Source organism: Clostridium sp. D5, from assembly GCF_000190355.1.
Classification (GTDB): domain Bacteria; phylum Bacillota; class Clostridia; order Lachnospirales; family Lachnospiraceae; genus Faecalicatena; species Faecalicatena fissicatena_A.
This window is the reverse complement of the sequence record NZ_GL870821.1, coordinates 119,380-141,751: the sequence shown is the minus strand read 5'-3', so window position 1 is coordinate 141,751 and position 22,372 is coordinate 119,380. Positions and strand designations below refer to the sequence as shown.

General features: G+C 45.9%; 22 protein-coding genes, 2 tRNA genes, 1 rRNA gene and 1 pseudogene. 1 reads left to right on the top strand and 25 read right to left on the bottom strand.

From position 1 onward, the window contains the following. The 8 genes from HMPREF0240_RS21615 to HMPREF0240_RS21580 all read right to left on the bottom strand — a co-directional run. Positions 1 to 111 (bottom strand): 16S ribosomal RNA (locus tag HMPREF0240_RS21615); the annotation flags it as partial. 427 nt (positions 112 to 538) lie between these two features. Further along, a tRNA-Ser gene (locus HMPREF0240_RS21610) sits at positions 539 to 628 on the bottom strand. A gap of 333 nt (positions 629 to 961) precedes the next feature. Next, positions 962 to 1,579, bottom strand: coding sequence for an isopentenyl-diphosphate Delta-isomerase (idi, locus tag HMPREF0240_RS21605; protein WP_009005530.1), 618 nt, complete (start codon positions 1,577 to 1,579; stop codon positions 962 to 964). Positions 1,580 to 1,594: 15 nt separating this feature from the next. Beyond that, positions 1,595 to 1,969 (bottom strand): hypothetical protein, encoded by a 375-nt coding sequence (locus HMPREF0240_RS21600; RefSeq protein WP_009005529.1) that lies wholly within the window; start codon positions 1,967 to 1,969, stop codon positions 1,595 to 1,597. Beyond that, a complete protein-coding gene (locus tag HMPREF0240_RS21595; protein ID WP_009005528.1) occupies positions 1,959 to 2,546 on the bottom strand; it encodes a UbiX family flavin prenyltransferase in 588 nt (195 codons plus the stop codon). The genes HMPREF0240_RS21600 and HMPREF0240_RS21595 overlap by 11 nt, the downstream gene beginning before the upstream one ends. A gap of 165 nt (positions 2,547 to 2,711) precedes the next feature. Beyond that, positions 2,712 to 4,094, bottom strand: coding sequence for an SLC13 family permease (locus tag HMPREF0240_RS21590; protein WP_009005527.1), 1,383 nt, complete (start codon positions 4,092 to 4,094; stop codon positions 2,712 to 2,714). Between the two features lie 128 nt (positions 4,095 to 4,222). Beyond that, the gene (locus HMPREF0240_RS25250) at positions 4,223 to 4,456 is read right to left on the bottom strand and encodes a non-oxidative hydroxyarylic acid decarboxylases subunit D (protein WP_278245615.1); all 234 of its coding nucleotides are present in this window, start codon (positions 4,454 to 4,456) and stop codon (positions 4,223 to 4,225) included. Positions 4,457 to 4,489: 33 nt separating this feature from the next. Continuing rightward, entirely contained in the window at positions 4,490 to 5,917 is a 1,428-nt protein-coding gene (locus tag HMPREF0240_RS21580) for a non-oxidative hydroxyarylic acid decarboxylases subunit C (RefSeq protein ID WP_009005525.1), read from the bottom strand. A 276-nt stretch (positions 5,918 to 6,193) separates the two neighbouring features. Here HMPREF0240_RS21580 and HMPREF0240_RS23640 point away from each other — a divergent pair, with 276 nt between their 5' ends. Then, the gene (locus tag HMPREF0240_RS23640; protein ID WP_050794594.1) at positions 6,194 to 7,099 is read left to right on the top strand and encodes a LysR family transcriptional regulator; all 906 of its coding nucleotides are present in this window, start codon (positions 6,194 to 6,196) and stop codon (positions 7,097 to 7,099) included. A gap of 64 nt (positions 7,100 to 7,163) precedes the next feature. Here HMPREF0240_RS23640 and HMPREF0240_RS21570 read toward each other — a convergent pair. From HMPREF0240_RS21570 to HMPREF0240_RS24865, 17 genes and pseudogenes are all read right to left on the bottom strand, one after another. After that, positions 7,164 to 7,249, bottom strand: a tRNA-Ser gene (locus HMPREF0240_RS21570). A 110-nt stretch (positions 7,250 to 7,359) separates the two neighbouring features. Further along, positions 7,360 to 8,061, bottom strand: coding sequence for a 2-C-methyl-D-erythritol 4-phosphate cytidylyltransferase (ispD, locus tag HMPREF0240_RS21565; protein WP_035314526.1), 702 nt, complete (start codon positions 8,059 to 8,061; stop codon positions 7,360 to 7,362). Positions 8,062 to 8,074: 13 nt separating this feature from the next. Further along, positions 8,075 to 9,103: a tRNA (adenosine(37)-N6)-threonylcarbamoyltransferase complex transferase subunit TsaD gene (gene tsaD, locus HMPREF0240_RS21560; RefSeq protein WP_009005522.1), complete on the bottom strand. Its 1,029-nt coding sequence runs from the start codon at positions 9,101 to 9,103 to the stop codon at positions 8,075 to 8,077. 22 nt (positions 9,104 to 9,125) lie between these two features. Beyond that, positions 9,126 to 10,043 carry a ribonuclease Z gene (locus tag HMPREF0240_RS21555; protein ID WP_009005521.1) on the bottom strand — a complete coding sequence of 306 codons (918 nt, stop codon included), beginning with the start codon at positions 10,041 to 10,043 and terminating at the stop codon, positions 9,126 to 9,128. 1 nt (position 10,044) lies between these two features. Continuing rightward, a complete protein-coding gene (locus HMPREF0240_RS21550) occupies positions 10,045 to 10,278 on the bottom strand; it encodes a hypothetical protein (protein ID WP_009005520.1) in 234 nt (77 codons plus the stop codon). A 94-nt stretch (positions 10,279 to 10,372) separates the two neighbouring features. Further along, on the bottom strand, positions 10,373 to 11,557 hold the full coding sequence (gene tsaB, locus HMPREF0240_RS21545; RefSeq protein WP_009005519.1) for a tRNA (adenosine(37)-N6)-threonylcarbamoyltransferase complex dimerization subunit type 1 TsaB: 1,185 nt from the start codon (positions 11,555 to 11,557) through the stop codon (positions 10,373 to 10,375). 54 nt (positions 11,558 to 11,611) lie between these two features. Next, positions 11,612 to 12,037, bottom strand: a complete 426-nt coding sequence (tsaE, locus tag HMPREF0240_RS21540; RefSeq protein WP_009005518.1) for a tRNA (adenosine(37)-N6)-threonylcarbamoyltransferase complex ATPase subunit type 1 TsaE — start codon at positions 12,035 to 12,037, stop codon at positions 11,612 to 11,614. 19 nt (positions 12,038 to 12,056) lie between these two features. Then, positions 12,057 to 12,563: a YcxB family protein gene (locus tag HMPREF0240_RS21535; RefSeq protein ID WP_035314523.1), complete on the bottom strand. Its 507-nt coding sequence runs from the start codon at positions 12,561 to 12,563 to the stop codon at positions 12,057 to 12,059. Positions 12,564 to 12,583: 20 nt separating this feature from the next. Then, positions 12,584 to 13,762, bottom strand: coding sequence for a phosphoribosylaminoimidazolecarboxamide formyltransferase (locus HMPREF0240_RS21530; protein ID WP_009005516.1), 1,179 nt, complete (start codon positions 13,760 to 13,762; stop codon positions 12,584 to 12,586). A gap of 15 nt (positions 13,763 to 13,777) precedes the next feature. Next, positions 13,778 to 14,491, bottom strand: a complete 714-nt coding sequence (locus tag HMPREF0240_RS21525) for an IMP cyclohydrolase (protein ID WP_009005515.1) — start codon at positions 14,489 to 14,491, stop codon at positions 13,778 to 13,780. 81 nt (positions 14,492 to 14,572) lie between these two features. Beyond that, positions 14,573 to 15,889 (bottom strand): hemolysin family protein, encoded by a 1,317-nt coding sequence (locus HMPREF0240_RS21520; RefSeq protein ID WP_009005514.1) that lies wholly within the window; start codon positions 15,887 to 15,889, stop codon positions 14,573 to 14,575. Positions 15,890 to 16,933: 1,044 nt separating this feature from the next. Then, positions 16,934 to 18,334: a hypothetical protein gene (locus tag HMPREF0240_RS21515; RefSeq protein WP_009005513.1), complete on the bottom strand. Its 1,401-nt coding sequence runs from the start codon at positions 18,332 to 18,334 to the stop codon at positions 16,934 to 16,936. A gap of 69 nt (positions 18,335 to 18,403) precedes the next feature. After that, entirely contained in the window at positions 18,404 to 18,805 is a 402-nt protein-coding gene (locus HMPREF0240_RS21510) for a GntR family transcriptional regulator (RefSeq protein ID WP_009005512.1), read from the bottom strand. Between the two features lie 476 nt (positions 18,806 to 19,281). Further along, entirely contained in the window at positions 19,282 to 19,788 is a 507-nt protein-coding gene (locus tag HMPREF0240_RS21505; RefSeq protein ID WP_009005511.1) for a CarD family transcriptional regulator, read from the bottom strand. A gap of 236 nt (positions 19,789 to 20,024) precedes the next feature. Continuing rightward, positions 20,025 to 20,966, bottom strand: a complete 942-nt coding sequence (locus HMPREF0240_RS21500; RefSeq protein ID WP_009005510.1) for a carbohydrate kinase family protein — start codon at positions 20,964 to 20,966, stop codon at positions 20,025 to 20,027. An 86-nt stretch (positions 20,967 to 21,052) separates the two neighbouring features. Continuing rightward, positions 21,053 to 22,042: an AraC family transcriptional regulator gene (locus HMPREF0240_RS21495; RefSeq protein ID WP_035314521.1), complete on the bottom strand. Its 990-nt coding sequence runs from the start codon at positions 22,040 to 22,042 to the stop codon at positions 21,053 to 21,055. 143 nt (positions 22,043 to 22,185) lie between these two features. Next, positions 22,186 to 22,372: pseudogene (locus HMPREF0240_RS24865) on the bottom strand (group II intron reverse transcriptase/maturase); the annotation flags it as partial.

Genomic DNA, 22,372 nt, shown 5'->3' with positions numbered 1-22,372 from the left:
GTCACAACACTCTTCATTCCGAAGAAATCAAAGTAAAGCGCTTCGCTCGACTTGCATGTGTTAAGCACGCCGCCAGCGTTCATCCTGAGCCAGGATCAAACTCTCGTTAAAAGTGTTTGTATCCGAGTCAGAATTAACTACTAGCTAATTCTATCCCTTTTACTGTTCTTACCACCGAGATCTCTCTCAGTGATGGGTGCATCTTTTATGATGCTGTTCTTTGAAATTTTCTCTTTAAGAAATTTTCAAGGGTTTGTTGTCTATTGTTTAATTATCAAGGTTCTTTTTGTTCTTTTTGTTTAAAGCGAACTTCCATATTCTACCATGTCCGTTTTGCTTTGTCAAGAACTTTTTTATTTTTCTTTTTAAAGCTTGTCTGTTCTCTCTCGAGTCAGCTTAAACATATTAGCATTTCTTGTACCAGTTTGTCAAGACATTTTTTAAAACTTTTTTACAAAATTTTCATTCTTTCTTAACATACTTTGATATGCTGTTCTGCCCCTGTCGAAACGGTGTTTCTTCATACAGACAGAACTAACGGAGAAGGAGGGATTTGAACCCTCGCGCCGCTATTAACGACCTACTCCCTTTCCAGGGGAGCCCCTTCGGCCAGCTTGGGTACTTCTCCAAAACGTCCGCTATTAAATATACACGAAACAGGGCTTCTTGTCTAGTCCTTTTTTCTCTTTTTTTAATTTTCTTCTTTTTACAATTTCCGAGACAATTTTCAGACATTTTACAGCATATTAAATCAGGCTCTTTTCGACATGCCCTTCCATGTTTTTATCTGATTCATAAAATGCTGAAAATACCGCTCCTAAACGCCGGCCTCCATCCCCCAATACTGCATATCCTGCCGGCACGTCCGATGGTAACCGTAAATCAATGTTTATCGATGCGCTGGCTTAACTGAGAAGGAACTCCCGTCTGAGTTCCTTCTTCATGGAGAGGAACCGGTATATTATGTTTGAGCACTGCACAGACAACCTTCCTGTATCCTTGCATTTATAAATTCCAGAACCTTTTTCAGCGCAATCATAAACCACGGAGTATAATGCTCCGGATTTTTCTGAATATCCGCTATAAGATCTTTAATCTTCACCCACCTCACTTCTTCCACTTCCTCCGGGTTTTCTATCCAGCTGCCCCGGTACTCGCCGATCAGAATGTGGTCGTATTCAAACTCAGTCAGTCCGTTTTCAAACGTATAGCGATAGACAAAGGATTGAATCTCTTCCAGATTCTCCGTCTCAATCCCCAGCTCTTCCTGAAGCCTCCTGCAGGCCGCCTGATATACGCTTTCCCCCATCCCCGGGTGAGAACAGCAGGTATTGGTCCACAAACCGCCGCAGTGGTATTTTTCTTTTGCGCGTCTCTGAAGTAATATTGCATCATCTTTATACAGAAATACAGAGAACGCCCGATGAAGCCTGCCCTCTGCATGGGCCTGCATTTTCTCCATACATCCAAGTATTTGGTCCTCCATATCAACCAGAACAACATGCGCCTGTAATTCATCGGCCTGCGCCTGTATCTGATCCGTACTTTCCGGTTTTCTGATTTGCTGTTTTCCTTCCATAAGCCTCTCCGTTCCTTAGCTGATTTTCTCTAACATCTTCTCAAGAAGTACACCGCAGCTCTTTCTCACTGTCTCAATCTGATCCGGTGTGATGTCATCCACGTGAATTCCGCATACACAAACTACGGTACAGTTTTTTCTTTTCGCAATGCTCTCGGCAAACCATCTGGCTATGGTTTCGTCCTTATGCCCGATCCCGTTGATCACACTGGATGTAACTCCGGTTCCTTCACCGGTCAGGCTGGGCCTTGCTGTCGCCATCACCACGCTGCCTGCATGAGGTGTATCTCCGCCATACACAGTCAATGTGTAGTCTTTTCCCATTTCAATCATATCACATTGTACATCATATCCGTCAAATAATTTTTCTCTCAGACAGCTATTCTTCATCCTCTATCACTTCCTCTTCCTCTCCGGTCCAGGGTACGAACTTGTCATACGCAATCCCAAACTGCATCAAAATTTTCCCGACAATATGGTTGATCTGATCCTCAATCGTCCTCGCACCATTGTAAAACGTCAAAAGCGGCGGAACGATTGTGCACCCGGCATCTGCCACCTCTTTCAGATTTCGCAGGTGGATGCGGTTCAGCGGCATCTCCCGCGGAACTAATACCACCTTTCTCCCCTCTTTCAAACAGACATCCGCCGCACGGATAATCAGCGTGTCCGCATAACCTGCTGCTATCCCCGCAAGAGTCTTCATGCTGCAGGGCATGACAATCATGCCGTCAGTCACAAAAGAGCCGCTGGATATAGACGCCGCCATGTTCTTCTCATCGTGTACTACATCCGCAAGTGCTGTCAGTTTCTCAATGGGAATCTTACTCTCCAGATTCCATGTCACCTTTGCTCCACTGCTCATCACCAGATGTATCTTACACTCCTCTATGCTTCTAAGCGCCCGCATCAGATAATAACTCATCTCTACCCCTGTAGCGCCGGATACCCCTACAATGATTCTCATGCCTTTTCCTCCTTCTCATAAAACAATATCATATTTTTTCACATTTTTATAGAAATAGGTCGGAAACTTTTTCAAGCTCCGGCCTATATTATATTTGTCATAATTTAATATGATCCGCCGGCTTATTTATAAATGCACGGCGTTTCAAAACCAGCGCAGATATTGTTATACCAGCCCGACTATATTCCACCAAAGTACTTCCACCAATACCAGAATGAATACTACAATGGTAAGAGGAACTCCAAGCCGGATTGTTTCTTTCTGCGTATACATTCCATTTTCCTCGCCCTGTCCGACCAGCATATTCAGGTGGTGGAACGGGAGGATATAGTGGGATGCAATTGCTATATACACAATCAGCGCTGTTGCAAGCGGCGGGATTCCCATAGACTCAGTTAAAATCAGTACAGACGGAATAACAACACCCATAACCGCGATTACGGATCCCATAAACATATGTACAACCATAGAAATCAGTGCAATCAGCAATGCCAGCACGAAAAGGTTGCTTGGCAGATGTTCAGGCAGAATCGTATTTGCAATCCATGTATTCATACCGGTCGCCCCGCCTACTGTACCGATTGCCATGGCAGACGTCAGGAATACCAGTACGTGTACCGGAACTTGTCCCCAGGACTTTACGGTAAGAACTTCTCCGATAAGCGGCAGACTCATGCACATTGCAACGCCCATTGTGACCCAGCCGATGTCGATGCCGTGGATTGAATCTGTCATCCACAGAATGATGGCGATAATAAGCCAGATTGTGGTTCTCTTTTCCAATTTGCTCATCGGGCCCTGCGCCTTTTGTTTTTCTTCAATTTCCTGAAGATTAATGGTTACCGGCTGTGAAGGCTTGAAGAGAATCAGAATCAGAACCAGCGTTATAACGGATGCAACAATCGCCGGAATTCCCATGTACTGGAACCATCCGATCCAGCCAACACTCACGTTTTCTCCTGCATAGGAGGCTGCCAGCGGATTGATTACGCTGTCGCCGGTGAGGAAGATCAGAGATACCGGTACGGAAGCCGCGAACACTGTAAAACCAATTTTAACTGCGTCTACTTTTGGAATCTTAGCACTTTGAATCACGACTGCCATAACCGACATGATCAGGAATGCTCTCGGCCACGGATGTGGTATCAGTACACTCATAATAAATGTCAGTACGAAAATCGAAATAATAATCCCATTGTAAGAGCGCACAAATTTTTTGATAAATGCATATGCGATACGCTCGCCAAGGCCGGAATCCTTCACGGCGCCTGCAATCATATAGGCTCCCATAACCAGCCACATGGTGGAGGAACCGTACCATGATTTAAATACAAGATCTGGTGTTGCAACCTTACATACAATCAGCAGAATCAGGTAGATACCCCCTACGAAACCTGACTGTGCCACATTTGTTGCCCACCATACTACGGTCATTAAACTTAATGCAAGACATCTCTGGCCTTCCGGTTCAATCCCCGATAAAGGTAAAAGCAGAATGATAACCGCCACTGCAACACCCGCCAGAAAGCCTATGACTTTCTTGTTCATTAATAGACCCCCTTTTTCTCATTGAATATTTTATTTAACTATGAACAGTAATTTTCCAGTTTATTTATCAGAAGGCCTGTTCTGATAATGGAACAGGCCCTCTCGTCATTTGATCATTGAACTCTCTATTAATCAAGCGGTGGTACCGGTGGAATAACCTGTAAGTCCTTAATCTCTTCTGGATTTAATTTGAATTTGTCATGAATATCCGGGGTTTCCGTTGATCTCCATGAATAGATACAAGTTTCACATACATATACTTCCCAAGCGTCTCCAACCGGAGATTTTACCATCACTCTTATTTTGTCACTACCACAACGTGGACAAGTCATATCTTCTACCTCCTTCATTATTGCACCCATCCGCTCCTGCAGATGATTTGCATGCCTTTTGTCTTATTTGAATAATTCGCGAAGTTTTTCTTCCCATTCTTCTGTCTTTGCAGGTGGCTGAAGAAGCTCTACTGCACGCGGATTCGGCTCTGGTGCTACCGGTGTCGTTGCATCAATAATCATCTTCGTGTGCATGCCTGCCGGATAAGAGGACGGATCAAGAGGCATACCCGGGCAGTTCGGGATGATTGCAACATCTTTGTCCGGTTTTACTCTTGATGCCATTGCCCACATAACCTGTTCCAGGTTAAACGGATCCACGTATTCATCTACAACGATGACAATCTTTGTGTAAGGCATACCGTGCGGTGTGGATAACAGACGGAATGCAATTCCTTTTCCATATCCGCCGTAACGGCATTTGGTAGAAACAATTGCAACATGACCGTGCATATACATTGCGTTCAGTGCAACTAATTCCGGGAATCCTTCTTTAATCTGTTTGTAAAGCGGTACAGAAGTATTCAATGCCATCAGGTAATCAATTTCTGTCCACGGAATACCAAGGTACAGATTTTCGAAAATCGGATCTGTTCTGTAAGTAATACGCTCGATACGTACAACACACTGGTTACGTGCTCCTGAATAGGAACCCGGGAACTCACCGAATGGTCCTTCCACTTCACGTACACGCGGCTCTATATATCCTTCCAGAATAACCTCTGATCCTGCCGGAACAAAGAGGTGATCGCTCAAATCTGCTTTTACAATATCAATCGGAACCCCATCCTGGAGTGCGCCCACGAACTCGTATTCATTCTGTGAATATCCAACCGGCGTAGAAGCCATGAAGGTTACCAGCGGGTTATTTCCAAGTGCAATTGCGATCGGCACTTTCTCATTTTTACGCTCTGCTTTTTCCAGCTGTACTGCGATATCGTGCATAGCCAGAGCCTGGATACCAACTTTGTCTTTATCTTTCACCTGAATACGGTATGTACCAACATTCATCTTATCGAAATTGCCCGGATCTTCAGGATCTGCTGTTACAACGGAAGCCTTTGAGATGAAAAATCCACTGTCCTGATCATTGATTCTGTAAAGCGGAAGGATATCGAACAGGTTGATATCTTTATCCACTACATTTTCTTTACATGGAGCAGCATCTCTTTCCACAACATTTGGCGGTACCGGGAATTTATCCCATCTGCGGTTCAGTTCAAAGAATTGATCCTTGACCGGTGTATCCTTTGGCATACCCATCATTAATGCATGATTCGGCCATGAACCATGGACATTTGTTACAACCTTCCCCTTATAACCATTGATATTTTCAAATAATACGGCTGGTCCGTTTTTGATATTTGCTGCTGCACGACCTGCAGATGCAATATCCGGTTCAGGCATCACTTCTTCTTTTACTCGTACCAGTTGACCTTCTTCCTCCAGGGTCGCCAGAAACTCCCTTAAGTCTTTGTATACTTTTGCCACGCCTTTTCCTCCTTACACATTCACTGATAAGTTACAACCTCATGATTTTTTGTTTATTTCGTCCAACAAAGCGCTTTTGTTTTCGAGATTATTATAGTTTTTTTCACACGCCAAATGCAATTCCCTTTTGTACCAAGTATTATTCCATAATTGAATTGCATGCTCACCCACATTTTTATATAATACTTAACATACAATAAAATTATCAAATCGTTCATCCGGAAGTTTAATGTCAAATAATTAACAAACCTTAAAACAAACACGGAGGTGTGGTCTATGACCCTTTCACAGATAATGTATTTTCTTGCTGTTGTAAAATACAAGACCTTTACGCTGGCAAGTGATGAACTGTACATTTCCCAATCTTCTTTGTCCAAGCAGATTAAGGCGCTGGAACTGGAACTTGGGCATACACTTTTTAACAGGGAAGCCAAGGAAAACACTTTGACTGCAGAAGGGGAACGTTTTATGGCGTATGCCAATAAATTTTCCAAGGATTATGCTTCTATGATGTCTGATCTTAACAAAATGAATGGAAATGCTTCTAAAAATCCTCTGATTTTAGGTGTGCTTCCCATTATCAATGAATATAATCTGAATGATGACATTGTTTTCTTTCAAAAACTGATTGCTTCTTCTAACATTTATGTAAACCTGCTTGAGCGTGAGCAGGAGGAACTGCAGAACATGTTACAGTTTAAACAGATAGATGCCGCCATCCTCCGCATGGATTCCCTTGATTTGTCAAAGTATGAATATGTGACATTTCGGGAGGAAGAGCTGATGATTATATATCCCGATAAGATGGAACAGCTGAATAAAGAGTATGTTACGCTGGAGGAGCTTGCAGATTATCCGATTATTTCTTTCGATGAATCCTCTTCTCTGCACAGGACAACCAAACAGTTATTTCAGGATAGAAACCTTTATCCCAGTTTTTCCTATCTTTACAAGCATCATGAGCAGATCCTGTCCATGGTAAATGCAAACTTCGGTGTCGCCATCATCCCAGGCAACCTGGTATCAACTTCGCTGTTTCCCAATATCCGGGTAACGCACTTTAAAAAACCTATAATATCGAAGGTATGCCTTGTCCGTCCGAAGGATGTACCGATGACAGAGCCTTTGAATCTGCTCTTTCAGTATTTTGAATCCACATACAATGAGGTGAATGGCAAATAATTTTCCATATAACAAAAAAAGAAGTGGAACCCAGCATATTACTGAGTTCCACTTCTTTTTTTAACGGAGAGGGTGGGATTCGAACCCACGCGCCCTTGCGGACAAACGGTTTTCAAGACCGCCTCGTTATGACCACTTCGATACCTCTCCAGTCTCTTATCTGCACATGGCAGTATAAGTTCAATTGTCTTGTCTGCTTTCGCGACATTGGATATTGTAGCATATATATGAAATATATGTCAATATCTTTTTTAATATTTTTAACTGCGTCTTTTGAGTAACACTTCTGCCATCTCCAGATCATCCGGAGTCGTTATCTTTATGTTCTCATATGAACCGTATACAAGCCTGATCGGATACTGCAGCATCTGCTCCACAACCATGGCATCATCGGTCACATTAATATAGCTTTCCCGCATCAGCATAGAATATGCGCCTCTTACGATATGATTTTCAAAGACCTGGGGCGTCTGCACCATCCAAAGCTTACTTCTGTCCGGCGTTGTTTCCACCGTACCGCTGTCATCCGCCACCTTGATGGTATCTTTCACGGGCATGCCAACGACACAGGCTTTGTGTTCCTGCACTTCTGCGTACGCTCTTTCAATCATTTTGCCGTCCACAAACGGGCGGGCGCCGTCATGAATGAAGACATATCCGTTTTCCTCCAGTTCCTGCAGGCCGTTCCAGACAGAATGATAGCGTTCTGCGCCGCCCTGCATGATCCGGCTTACTTTTTTGAACTGAAATAGATTTACTATATTCTCTCTGCAGTACTCTTCTTCCCCGGCTCCCGTTACCAGAAAAACCTCATCTATTACGGGTGAATCCTCAAAAGCTTTCAGGGAATAATAGAGCACTGGCCGTCCGGCCAGCATCAGATACTGCTTGTGCACTTTCGTTCCCATTCTCTTCCCCTGACCTGCCGCCAGTACAATGGCGGTACAATGCATTTTCCCCATATGCACCTCTCTCCTAACGTTCCCCCAGTTTTAGATTCGGCACTGCATTCAAATCCCAGCCATGCCTTGTCCCTGCCAGATATTCGTAGTAAGCAGCCGTCCCGATCATGGCCGCATTATCCGTACAGTAAATCGGTGAAGGATAATAAAATTCGATCCCCCGCTCTTGGCAGGCTTCTTTCATTCCTTCTCTGAGTGCGCTGTTGGATGCCACGCCTCCGGCTATGGCAAACTTGTTCATATCGAACTCTGCCGCCGCATTCATAGAATTCTCCACCAGCACATCTACCACTGCTTTCTGGAAAGAGGCGGCAATATCCGCCGGATTGTAGGTCTGCCCCTTCATCTGGCAGCCATTGATATAATTCAGTACCGCTGACTTCAGGCCGCTGAAGCTGAAGTCGTATGGTGCCCCTTCGATATGTGCACGCGGGAATTTAACCGCGTCCGGATTACCTTCTTTTGCGAGTCTGTCTATCTTGGGACCGCCCGGGTAGCCCAGCCCGATGGCCCTGGCCACTTTATCGTAGGCTTCACCTGCCGCATCATCTCTCGTCCGGCCCAAAATCTCATATTCCCCGTATTCTTTCACACAGACAAGATGCGTATGCCCGCCCGATACCACCAGACATAAAAATGGCGGTTCCAGGCTTGGATGTTCAATGTAATTTGCAGATATGTGTCCCTCTATGTGATGTACTCCGACCAGCGGAAGCTTCTTTGCATAGGCAATTGCCTTGGCCTCTGCCACTCCCACCAAAAGGGCTCCCACAAGTCCCGGGCCGTATGTCACTCCAATGGCATCGATATCATCCAGCGTCATGTCCGCTTCCTCCAGCGCCTCTTCTATCACCTGATTGATCTTTTCAATATGCTTTCTGGATGCAATTTCAGGTACCACGCCGCCGTACAGCTTGTGAAGTTCAATCTGGGATGATATCACATTGGACAGCACTTCGCGCCCGTTATTCACTACCGCAGCGGCGGTTTCATCACAGGAGCTCTCAATTGCCAGTATATTAATATTTCTAATCTCTTTCATTATGTGCCTCCTATTGTCCGCTTTAAGGCTGGTCTTCACAAAATGCCAGTTCGACAGACATCCTGTCTTTTCCGGGCTTTGCCGCCGGGAAGATCTTTTTCACATCGTCCATGAACTCTTCCGGCCTGGTCAGCGAAGGGCTGTAATGTGTCAGCCAGAGTTCCTTCACCTGTGCTTCCCGGGCAAGCGCTGCTGCCTCATAGAAGGTCATATGCTTGTATTCCACCGCTTTTGCGGCTTTGTCTTTCTCTCCGTACATACCTTCACATATGAACAGATCCGAATCTTTTGCATTCTCCCGGATTGAATCCGTTGGTCTTGTATCTGTTGTATAAGTAACTTTAATCCCTTTTCTTGGGGCGCCCAGAACCATATCCGGTGTCAGTACCCGTCCGTCCTGTTCCACTGTCTGTCCCTTTTGCAGCAGATTCCAGCACTGCATCGGGATCTCCTGTGCCTTTGCTCTTTCTATATCAAATTTGCCCGCCCGGTCGATCTCCAGCGTGTACCCGTAGCAGAGAACATTATGGTTCACACGAAATGCCTTCAGGCGGTAACCGTTCATCTCAAATGTCTGCTGTGCACCTTCTATTTCTAAAAAACGAATAGGAAACGGAAGTTCCGGCGCAATTACTCTCAGCGCATTCACAACCCTTTCCAGTCCTTTTGGCCCAATTAGTGTAAGGGGTTCCCTGCGGTCCGCATTCCCCATCGTGAGAAGCAGTCCCGGAAGCCCGCTGATATGGTCACCGTGATAGTGTGTAAAACAGATGACATCTATAGGCTTAAAGCTCCAGCCTTTTTCCTTGATTGCGATCTGTGTTCCTTCCCCGCAGTCTATCAGCAGACTGCTGCCGTTAAATCTTGTCATCAGGGCAGTCAGCCACCGATAAGGAAGCGGCATCATGCCGCCGCTTCCAAGCAAGCATACATCTAACATATTATCCCTCTATTTCTGCCGGTATCTTAAATGATGCGAGAAGTTCATCATAGCAGGATTCACATAAATCAAAAGAATGTTTTTCCCCATCCTTTTCAGAGAAGTATCCCCATGTATAGTCCACACTCAGGATGCCTTCCTCCGCATGCCCATTTACAACCGGTATTTCTTTTCCGCATTTATTGCAGATCATTTTTTTTACTTCTTTTGTTTCTTTCATTTGATACTGGCGCATACAAATTCCTCCTGTGCTGTGTATATTTCACTTTTGTTACGCCTTCATTATATCGACTTTTGAGCAGTTTTCCTACTGGGAAGTGCTTCCTCAATTACCTGCCAAGTTTTCGGCTCATCAGCACCGCGTCTTCTTTCGGAGCATCGTAAAAGTTCTGCCTGATGCCCTCCTCCACAAACCCCTCTTCTTCATAGAAAGAGCGCGCCGCAGTATTACTCTCCCGCACATCCAGAAGTATTTTGCTCATTTTTCTTTCTTCACATATATTTTCCAGCTTCAGCATCAGATGGCCGCCCACCCCTTGCCGCCTGGATTCTTTTTCGACTGCAATACGGACAATCTCTGCTTCCCCGGCAGCTTCGTAGGCCAGCATATATCCTATAAGCCTTCCCGCCTTTTCCGCGGCTATACAGATTGTCCGGGGCTGATTGATCGTATCCAGCACGCTTTTCTCACTCCATGGATCCGAAAACACCTGCCGTTCCATCTCTGCCGCTGCCGCCGCATCTTCCACTCTCAGATAGCGGACGATCAGCTCGGCCTGCTTCTCTCTCTCGGCCCGCTCACGCTCGGCCTGCGACACCCGGAGATACTCCGGCTGATGCTCCATGGCAGTCTCGGTCCGGCCTGCTTTATAATACTGAATCCCCAGGGCCCCTACTGCGGCTGCACGCTGACGGTTCATATAAGACGGTGCAAAAGAATACGGCACCTGAATATACTTATCGATCACATCCCTGTGTACGGGCACTCCGTCTCCCAGGAATACGACCGGCCTTCCGTATGCATTCAGACGGCGGATCAGTTCTTCTATTGATACTGCCATCTGCATTTTCAGCACCTGAAAGCAGGGCTCCACTTTATTCGTGCCCTCTTTCCTGCCCGCTTTTTTTGAAAATGTATAAATCCCGGTATACACCTGATTCCTGCGCGCATCCATAATCGGACATATGATGTCTTCACATCCGTAGACCTGATATGCCAGACCGTCCACTGTGGGTATATGCAGCAATGGTTTGTTCAGTGCCAGCCCCAGCCCCTTCGCCGTTGCTGAGCCGATGCGCAGTCCCGTAAAAGACCCCGGCCCTCCTGACACTGCAATTGCATCAATGGTTGCAAGATCCAGTTCCACCATCTTTGCCACTTCATCGATCATAGGCAGGAGCGTCTGTGAATGAGTCTTTTTATAATCAATGGTATATTCCGCTATAGTTCTGTCCTCCTCCACAACTGCCACCGTCGCGGTCAGCCCGGAGCTGTCAATTGCCAATACCCGCATATTATACTTCCTCTCTATAAAGGGGCCAGCACCCGTCTGACCCCCGTTTGTTGTCTATATCTCTTCTATCGTTATTCTGCGATATTCAAATCCCTGTTCCAGATCCTTTTCAATGATCACTTCCGTACGTTTCTCTGGAAGAATCTCCTCAATCAGGCTGGCCCACTCAATCAGAGAAACGCCTTCGCCCATGATATAGTCTTCATATCCCACTTCATCCATCTCCTCCACATCACCAATGCGGTAGACATCGAAATGGTAAAACGGGAGACGGCCCTCCCCGTACTCCTGTACAATTGTAAACGTGGGGCTGCAAACCGGCTCCTCAATGTCAAGCCCTTTTGCGAATCCCTGAGTAAATACCGTTTTACCCACACCAAGATCACCGGTCAGAGTATATACCTGCCCCGGCTTCGCTTTCTGCCCCAGCCTGACGCCGATTTGAAATGTCTGTTCGGGACTCCTTGATTCCAGTACCATATTGGTTCCTCTTTCCAGCTTAATTTACCTGCCGAATCCGGACCTTGTCCGGAGGCATATGGGTAGAGATCATCTCCGCCACAGCCGCCCACCGCTCTCCAATCTGAGCTCTGGGAAAGATAACGGCACGGCTTTTATCCATATACAGCACGAGTGCCTGTTCCGTAGAAACCGCTCTCTGAAAATCCTGCCAGGGATTCTCGTTTACCCGGTCTTCCTGAATCACTTTGACTCCGCTGTCAGAAAGCTCGTAGCACAAAGCCTGTTTAAATATGGGTGTATTTTCCACCTGGCGCTTTGCGCGAATCCAGAGCATTACCGGCGGATACGCAAGAACAAACACCGTGATAAAAAACAACAGCACAGCGCTCGCCGCCTTCCCTGACTCTGCCTGCTTCAGCCCCATCGCCAAAATCACGGTGCCGAAAACCACGCTCAGTATCCCTGGCAGATGTGTATAATTATGGTGCAGCATAAAGCTGTACATCGTCCGCGGCGTCATCCGTATCTCAAATCTGACTGACATAGCCCGTCCTTTCCAATATCCTAGTGATGGAACAGACGCAGCCCTGTAAATGCCATAGCCATCTGATGTCTGTTGCATGCCTCGATTACATTGTCATCTCTCACAGATCCGCCCGGCTGTGCCACATACTTCACACCGCTCTTATAAGCGCGCTCAATATTATCGCCAAACGGGAAGAACGCATCAGAACCAAGCGCCACATCCGTAAGCTTATCCAGCCATTCACGCTTCTCTTCCCTTGTAAATACTTCCGGTTTTTCTTTAAATGTATTCTCCCAGACGCCGTCGGCAAGCACATCCATGTATTCCTCTCCGATGTAGAGATCAATAGCATTGTCTCTGTCCGCGCGTCTGATATCATCTTTGAACGGCAGTTCCAGTACCTTCGGGCACTGACGGAGCCACCAGTTGTCTGCTTTCTGTCCTGCAAGTCTGGTACAGTGGATACGTGACTGCTGTCCTGCACCGATGCCGATTGCCTGTCCGCCCTTCACATAGCATACAGAATTAGACTGGGTATACTTCAGCGTAATCATGGAAATCGCCAGGTCAACCTTGGCTGACTCAGGAATGACTTTATTGTCTGTTACGATATTTGCAAAGAACTCGTCATCAATCTTCAGTTCATTTCTTCCCTGTTCGAATGTAATTCCGTATACTTCTTTGCGCTCCAGCGGAGCCGGAACGTAATCCGGATCGATCTCTATGACATTATAATTGCCATTTTTCTTCTGTTTTAATATCTCAAGAGCTTCCGGCTCATACCCGGGTGCAATCACGCCGTCTGATACTTCCCTCTTAATCAGTCTTGCGGTATCCGCATCGCAGACATCGGACAGGGAAATAAAATCACCGAAAGAAGACATTCTGTCGGCGCCTCTGGCCCGCGCATATGCGCATGCAAGCGGAGACAACTCACCCAGATCATCCACCCAGTATATCTTAGCCAGCGTTTCATCCAGAGGAAGCCCTACCGCTGCTCCTGCCGGAGATACGTGCTTAAAGGAAGTTGCCGCCGGAAGCCCGGTAGCCTTCTTCAGTTCGCTTACCAGCTGCCAGCCATTGAATGCGTCCAGGAAATTGATATATCCCGGGCGTCCGCATAATACCCTGATCGGCAGTTCGCTTCCATCCTCCATATAGATTCTGGATGGTTTCTGGTTCGGGTTGCAGCCGTACTTTAATTCTAATTCATTCATCTTATCCTTAGCTCCTTATTGATTCTTATTTACAATCTGTGTCTCATATTTTCCTGTCTCAATATCTATATAGCGCACAAACAGTGAAACCTTGTTATCCTCATTCAGGCTGTTCCACAATAACTCCGTGAAGCTCTCAATATCGTCCGGAACAGCAATCAGCTTCGGTTCTCCCTCAAAGCTTGGCAGCGGATTTCCGTCACACATGTATGTATGTATAAAACGTCCCTCCCCTGCTGCAGGGTTTTCATATGCAAATGTATACCGATTGCAGCTGTCAGGATTTCCGTTGCTGCTCTTTAAGATAGACATTGCATAGTTATAGCCGCCGTTTTCCAGGTGCATAATACCGGAAATACGCGGTGTATAGTTAGGGCCATCCGGCTCAAATTCCCTTGAGCGCAGGCTCTGCTCAAATGTCATCTGCCGGTCCATGCCTTCATATATGGTGTCTGTCTGATCCCCGTTTGTCACAATAGTTTTATTGCCCAGTACGCGAACCGGTGCATAAATAATAAGGCTCGGGTCTGTCAGTTTAGAAGGATCGAACGCCTGTGTCCTGATCCCCTCTCCATCTTCCACAAATATACGGTTGCGGCTGTTCTCGCTTCTTCCCATAATGAAATAAGCAGTCACGGCTTTTTTGCCGTCTTCACTCTTCCCAATAATAATACCTCTTCCGGGATACGAGTTATTCTTTAATTCCTGCTCGATTGATAACATTTTCATAAGATGGCTCTCCTTTAAATTCCATGATTATTTTGCTGTATACAGACTTATTATACCCGCGAATCCGCGTAAGTTCAATAACTAAGCTGAGATTTTTCTCATGCGCACCTTGCTGATCCGGTTCCCTTTCATCTCTTCAAGGGCAAATTCCACATGGTCAACTGTAATTGTTTCCCGGCTCTCTTTACCTGGAATGTACCCAAGGCGCTCAATCAGATAACCCGAAAGTGTATCATAATTCTCCGTGACCAGCTTCAGTCCCATTTCTTCATTCAGGTCATCTATGAGAATCCCACCGTCCAGCATATATTCATTTTCGTTCAGCAGAATAATCTCCTGGACGACTTCCTCATATTCCTCACTGATCTCTCCCATGATCTCCTCGACCAGGTCTTCCACCGTTACGATACCCGAAAATCCACCGTATTCATCCACCAGTACAGCCATATGCTTTCTGGACTTTTGAAGGTCCCGGAACAGCTCATCCGCGTCTCTTGTGTCAGGCACAAAGAACGGCTTTCGCACCAGTTCCCTGACATTCAGGCCATCCCAGCCATTTTTGCACACTTCTATCATAACATCCTTGATATGGAGAATTCCGATGATGTTGTCGATATTGCCTTCATATACAGGAATTCTGGAATGTCTGGATTCCAGTATCTCATCTGCCAGAGTCGCAAAAGGCTCCTCCACGTCCAGCGCATACACATCTCTTCTCGGCACCATGACCTCCCGCGCCGTCCTGTCATCAAAAGAAAATACGGAATTAATCATCTCCCGCTCTTCATCTTCGAAAGTACCGTTTTCATTTCCCATCTTCAGCAGTGCCTTGATCTCTTCTTCCGTCACAGCCTCTTCCTGGTCTTCCGTCTTCAGCCTGAGCAGCCTGAGGACCGCTTTCGTCGATACAGATAACAGCTTAATAAACGGTGAAAGTATTCTGGAAATATAATGGATAGGCATCACCGTCACCATACAGAACGCCTCTGCCTTCTGCAGTGCAATCCTTTTAGGCACAAGTTCACCAAACACAAGGTTAAAGAACATCAAAAGCAATGTCACCCCGTTTCTGGCAATTGCCATGCTGTACGGTATGTTCATGTTCTCAAGCCATGCCGCAAGAGGCGGCGCAATCCCAGCTGCAGCCGATGCACTGGAATAAAACCCGGCAAATGTAATCGCTACCTGAATCGTTGAAAGAAACTTCGTGGAATCCTCAAAGAGGCTTTGAATCACGCCTGCCTTTTTATTCCCCTCCTCCGCAAGGCTCCTGATCCTGTTCTTGTTCACAGAGACCACAGCCATCTCGGCACCGGCAAAAAAAGCATTCATGAGTGTGAAAAATAATAAGAGTAAAAGTTGAAATAAAATCGTGTTCCCGTCAGGGTCTGAGTCCATAGTAAAAAATAATCCTCCTAATAATAATTTTTTACGCCTTTGGCGTTTGCATCCCGGAAGACTGTCATAAACTTTTCCAGAATGTTTTTAGGTGAAGTATAGCATGAAGCAACCCATTTAGCAAGTCTTTTATTGCCTGGGAGTGAGCCTTGGGAGCGGACGGGGTGGGGGGACGCTTACCAGGAGCCGGGACGGGCTGCAAAAAACACCTGTCCTGTTGGAAATACGGCCGCTGCGTTAAGCAGCAGTAAGAGGAAATCCGCAAAATCAGCCGGAACCAAACGCATTCACCGTTTAATCTGGTGATTAAACGCCTCAGGCGTTTTAAAAAGCTGCTTCGGAAGCAGTCTTTTTTCCGGCTGATTTTGCGGATTTCCTCTAACTGCTGCTAAACTCGCTAAAAGCATTTCCAACAGGACAGGTGTTTTTCACAGCCCGTCCCGGCTCCCGGTAAGCTGGTTCATCCGGTCGGCAGAAAAGACTCGTTCCCAGGGTGAGGCATCGACCGGAGCTGCGGATGGGGATCGGATTGGTGAAACTTGTATGGCTTGGGTAAGTTTTTAATTGGTTAAAAATACATTATTAGTTGAATGGCTTTTTAGTTATAACGCTCTTATCAACATAACCTACTGGGGATATGATAGCTGCACCAATTCATATCCATACGCTGCCCCCGTCTGAGGGCACACCCTAGTAGCGAATTTTGTCCACCCGGTGGATGCACCAGCTCCATGAAGGGATAGCCGCAAATCCCCAAAAGAACATACCTGTCCTTTCAAAATCGCTAAAGCGGACCTTAGAAATTCCTGGCGGGAAACAGCCGTGAAAATGGAGAGATTTTTTGATTCCGAATCAAAAAATCAGCTGACCCAGCGTGAGAAATCATCAGATTTCTCTCGATGTGTCAGCTGTGCTCCATTTTTGCGGCTGTTTCCCGTCTGGAATTTCTTAGGTCCGTGTCCGCGATTTTGAAAGGACAGGTATGTTCTTATGGGGATTCGCGGCTATCCCTTCATGGAGCGTCCCCCCCATCCGTCACCAAGACTAAATCCCGTTCACTAATTCCCGATACCAGTTTTGTGTTTCCCCTTTTTGTTCGCTGTTTATGAGCACTGTATACTCCGGAAGTTCTATTTTGAGAATTGGAGAATAGCCTCGGTAAATATATACTCTGAATTCCCCATCTTTCCTCTCCCGGAATTTCCCCACAAGCTGGCGTTCGTCTGCAAGGCCGTTCGTTCTCGTAAAGTCCCCCTCCGGCATGTGATTCAGCAGTTCTATGCTCTGTATTTCATCCCGTTTAAAAGAAACAGGAGCCATCGGGGATGATATACTGACATCTTCTCCGTTTACCGAAAGGTATCTGGGAGTGAAATCCATCTTTAGGAACACGATAAATATGACAATAAAAGTAGCCAGCACAAAGCCCAGAATGCTAAAGGTAAAGACCTTTCCCGCTGTCCGTCCCATATTTGTGGAGTAATTGGACGTGCAGAATCTGTCCGGCACCCACACTCTTGTGTCATTAGGATTATTATACCAGCCATTCTTCCAGTAGATATCATCATCTACATAAAGCGGCTGCGGATCTTCCTTCAATATATCTTTCTTTTTCCATCTTAGATATAAAAAAGCGGCCAGAATTGATATTCCGGTGATACACTGGATCACAATATACCCGATGATACTCCCGGCGGTAAATATGTGCTGCCGCACTCCTGAATAGATCACGGTCCCAATAGACAGCAGATTCAGATAATCACTGATAATCCAGATTCCAGACCAGACTCTCTTAACCAGACGGTTTACTCTCAGATTAATCTCCGTATTGCTGCTATATACCTCGTTGCTTCTGCGAACCGTCCATAAATGCATCCCGGTAAAAAACAGGATCAGTGCCGCGGATCCCCCTGTCAGTCCCCACATTTCAGGAGCCTTTGCAAGTACCTCCCTTACCCCAGGTATCAGAGCCAGTGCAGCGGCCGCTGCAAACACAGGAATGTGCCACCGGACCGGGAAAGGCAGCCTGTCGTTCTCTGCCGACACATTCGTGTCAACCACAACGATCCTGCTTCCCGAAGCTCCATGCCAGCCCCGTTTCACCTTAATGTCATACAAATGTCTGTGTGCAGCATTGATCAGTACCATGGCTCCTGCTGTCAGCTCCATCAGCCAGATGCTCCACACAAGAATAAAAATAGAAAGATACCAGAAATTCAGGAGACAGACCGCTGCTGACAGTATCAGATTTATTCCGTAAAACCATTTTGTCCTTCTTCTGTGTTTCTCCAGCACGGCTTCCACTTCCTCATCCTGTACAGCATAGGATGGTATATGAACCCCCAGCAGCATCCCTTCACTGTATGTTCTCCGATGTCCATAAACGGCCATGAAAATAACCGTTATAAATAAATCCGTAAAAAGAAAAATCAAAAATACAACCATACAGCATCCTCCTTCATGTTTGTTCCCGCGCCCTTTTAGTATATCGTAAGTTAATTATTAGACGATGTACTAGCCTTCAGAAACCATCTCCCGTTCCTGCAGATGCAGCTCTGAAAAGATCTTTTCACAGAGCGAAACAAATTCTTGTTTATCCAGTCCTTTCAGCTTCGCTTCAGCGGTAAGCAGTTCCAGTTCCGCCTCAAGTCTCTCACGGAACACCCCGTCCGCATCCAGAGCCGGCCGCACCACAGCCCCATGCCGCCTGTCAATTTCAATAAACCCTTCCGCCTTCAGAACCTGGTAAGCCTTATTCACAGTCATCGTATTTACCCCCGCATCCAACGCCAGCTGCCGCACAGTCGGAAGCCTCTCCCCAATCTCAAGCTTCCCCCTGCCAATCCCCATCACAATCTGATTGCGCAGCTGCACATAAATCGGAATATCTCCCGACATATCCAGTTTCAAAATCACATAATCACCTCCCACAATAGGCCAGTCTGTTCGTACATTTATCTTTGTATTATTCATTATAATACAAATAATACAAAAGTCAATTATATCCGTATAAAAAACATCGTAAGAGATCTCGGATGGAAATACAAGGCAAAAGACTAACCAGACCTCCCTGAGTCTGATAACTACGCCTCCTATCACAGCTTATTATACGGAAGATGCATCTGCCGCCCCATACAGCAGTTTATCACACGGAAGATGTACTTCCCCCTCCTCCACGTAAAATAAGCTGTCCATAAGGGCCGGAAAGTGTTTTTCCAAATCACTTTCCAGGACAACTTAGGCCAGAAAGCATCAGGCTTTCTGGCCGCATGTTGTCCACGCTCTCATGGACAGCTTATTTTACGTTAGCGATTCTCCGCAAGAGGGTTACTTCCAAAGACATTCCCCGTTTTCCCGGCGCATCCCTCTCCCCGTTTCAGACAGACGGACTTTTACTCCGTTTCTGCCTCATCCCGCATACAAACTTTCTCCTCCTGTATAAAATGTTCGACTTTATTCTGTGGTATCCCAAGTGCATACCCCAGTTCACTATAAAGTGCATGTTCGATCATCTGCTGGTATTTTTTATCCATACTCGTTATACTGCCTCTGCTTATCGTTCTTTTATGCAGCGTCTTCAGCACTCTCACCCAATCTTTCGGACTGTATCCGGAGATGCAGTCTTTGTATTCCCGCTCTCTCAGTTTTTCGTTCTGAATCCAGAGCACTTCAATCTCATCCAATTCGTGAATCAGCTCGATTGCTTCATCTCTGCTCACTGGTTTTCGGATATTCTCCTTATCCTCGGTAGGCACATAGGCCCGTTCCCTCGAATCCTCCATCGACTGCAGTGTATAATACTTTTTCCTGCGGTCCACAAAGCCGAAATTCAAAGTTCCCACATCTTCTACCTTGTACATCCCTTTGCACTTATAAACAACAACTTCACCCGGGTTCATTTTCACGCATCCTCTCTCTTTCCAATACTCCTGCTGGTACACTCTGACTATAGTAAATTAGATTTAAGAAAGGCCGGTACATCATCTGTAACGGCCTGTTCTCAGCTTCTATATTTTGATTATAACATTTTTCTGCACTTTTTGTAAGGCTTTTCGGTCCATATCGCCTATTTTCATGAATTTGCTTCAATAAAGGGGGCTATTTATTAGTATATTCTGCACAGAATTACAGCTTTTCACAGGATGTCTCCCTGTTTTCTATTCATAATCCATTCTACAGCCCCGATTGTCCGGACAGCCATACCTCCGCAGCGGTTAGCATATGCAGCGCACTCTTCCAGAGAACAGCCACGTGATAAGCCATACACAAAACCCGCCACAAAACTGTCCCCGGCGCCGGTTGTATCCACACAGTTTACTTCCGGCTCAGCAGATATCCACATTTCTGTCTCTTTATTCTTAACAAAGCATCCATCCGGGCCGCATTTTATCACCACATTCCGGACACCGGCAGCCAGAAAACTGTCGGCCGCTTCTTCTACGGTCCTGCCCCCAGTTACCAAAAAGGCCTCCTCCTTATTCGGCAACAGGTAATCTACATAAGAAAGCGCATTTGATATGTCATGGACTGTCTCCCCATTTTTACATTTTGTCATATCCGCGCAGACCGTCATTCCCTGCTTTTTCGCCCTTTTAAACAGTACTGACATCTCGTAATCTTTCATTTCAGGGTATACAAAAATACTTGCAAAACACAGGATTTTTGCGTTCTCCGGTAATGGATCCGTTATATCTTCAAGGGTAAGCCTGCGCAGGCTCCCATTGGCGTTGGTCAGAAAAAACCTTTCCCCGTCTTTCCGAACAAGGACAATGTTAATTCCAGTGTCCAGATCACTGTGTATATGTCTTTTATCCATCTGGATCCCCATTTTTTCACAATGCCGCAGCACAATCTTCCCGGCCAGATCATCCCCTATCACGGTTTCAAGGTATACCCGGGGACACCCCGAATTTCCCAGCTTCGCCAGCACCGTCGCCTCATTCAGCGCGTCTCCGCCAATCGACATATGTATAGTATCTGCCGGACAGGAACCCGTTTTAAACACCGACTCATTGGCCGGTGAGACAAGGACGTCCACTATTGCAGCACCCACAATAACAATCTCATTTTTATCCATAATCATGTCCTCTCCAGAGTATACTTTTAACTTTCAGATCCCGCCTGCACAGCACTGTGCATAAATGAATCGATATGCTGCAGACTTTAAGCATCTGCACCAGTCTGTATCTGTTTTCTGTATTCTTTTGGCGACATATGGAACGCTTCTTTAAAGATCCTGAAAAAATGGCTGGGACTTGAATAACCACAGGCTTCAGACACCTGATAAACAGTCAGTCCAGTCTCTGCCAGCAGGCGGACCGCCTCATTCAGCCGTGCTTCTTTCATAATTTCGCGGCAGTTTCTTCCTGTATGTTTTTTTATATATCCAGTGAGATAATTGGCATTATAGCCTAACTCGGCCGCCATCTCCTCCAATGTCTGCAAAATACAATGTTCCTGCACATATTGAAGCACTTTCATCGCCTGCCTGTCAATGCCGTAATAACTGTATCTGCCGCTCTTCACAAGTCTGTCAAAAAGCAAAAGAAGCCATGCCTCCAAAGAGAAGGTCTGATGGAAACCCGCCTGTGTGTATTCTTCGACCATATTGTTCATGAATACCGGGATATTTCTGCTGTATCCCGTAGGAAAAAACATATACTTTTCCCGTCCCGGATTTTCATATCTCAAAAATTCTGATATAGGATTTTGGTCCAGCACAAACTCCCTCAGGGTCCGCTCAAAAAGTTCATCCTTAATACAGACATTTACGATCAGTGTCTCCTCATTCACACATCGTATTTCCTGAAGTGCATTTTTATTCAGCAGTACAATATCGCCCCGGGACATATACAGCTCAACACCATCGATTACATTCAGCACCTCACCCTGACACACATAGCACAACTCAAAAAAATCATGATTATGCAGCGGAAAATCCTCTGTCACCTCATGCCCCAGAATATATATATTTTCCCGTTCCGGAAACCCTGATGAAAGCTTTTGAATATCATGGATAAAATAATGCTCTTCCAGCTCGTTGTAATTATGCTTAAGCAGCTCCTGCGGAAGAATCACCCCGTTCCCTCCGCGCAGACCTCCCCGGCAGTACTTTACAACAGCCAGTGAGTCTGTCATTTTATTTAAACGCATATGTTCTCCCTGTCCGCACGATTTCCTCTGTTCTTTTGCGGCGTCTGATTAAATAGAGTAGGGAAATAATGGCTAGCATTATTTCCCTCTCATTGAACCGTACGTACGGGTCTCGTATACGGCTCTACAACTTATATTCCAACTTATCTTAGATAATAATTTAAAGGATTGAGCAAACCAGCTCCGTCCTTTATTTTTGTTTCAAGCACCATTGGGCTAATGATAAAATTAACTACGTTCATTCCACTCTGTCTGTACCATCCAAGTCTTGAGTTTGCAACTTTATAGATTGATTCATGGTCGAATCCACATTCATATTTTCTATTCATA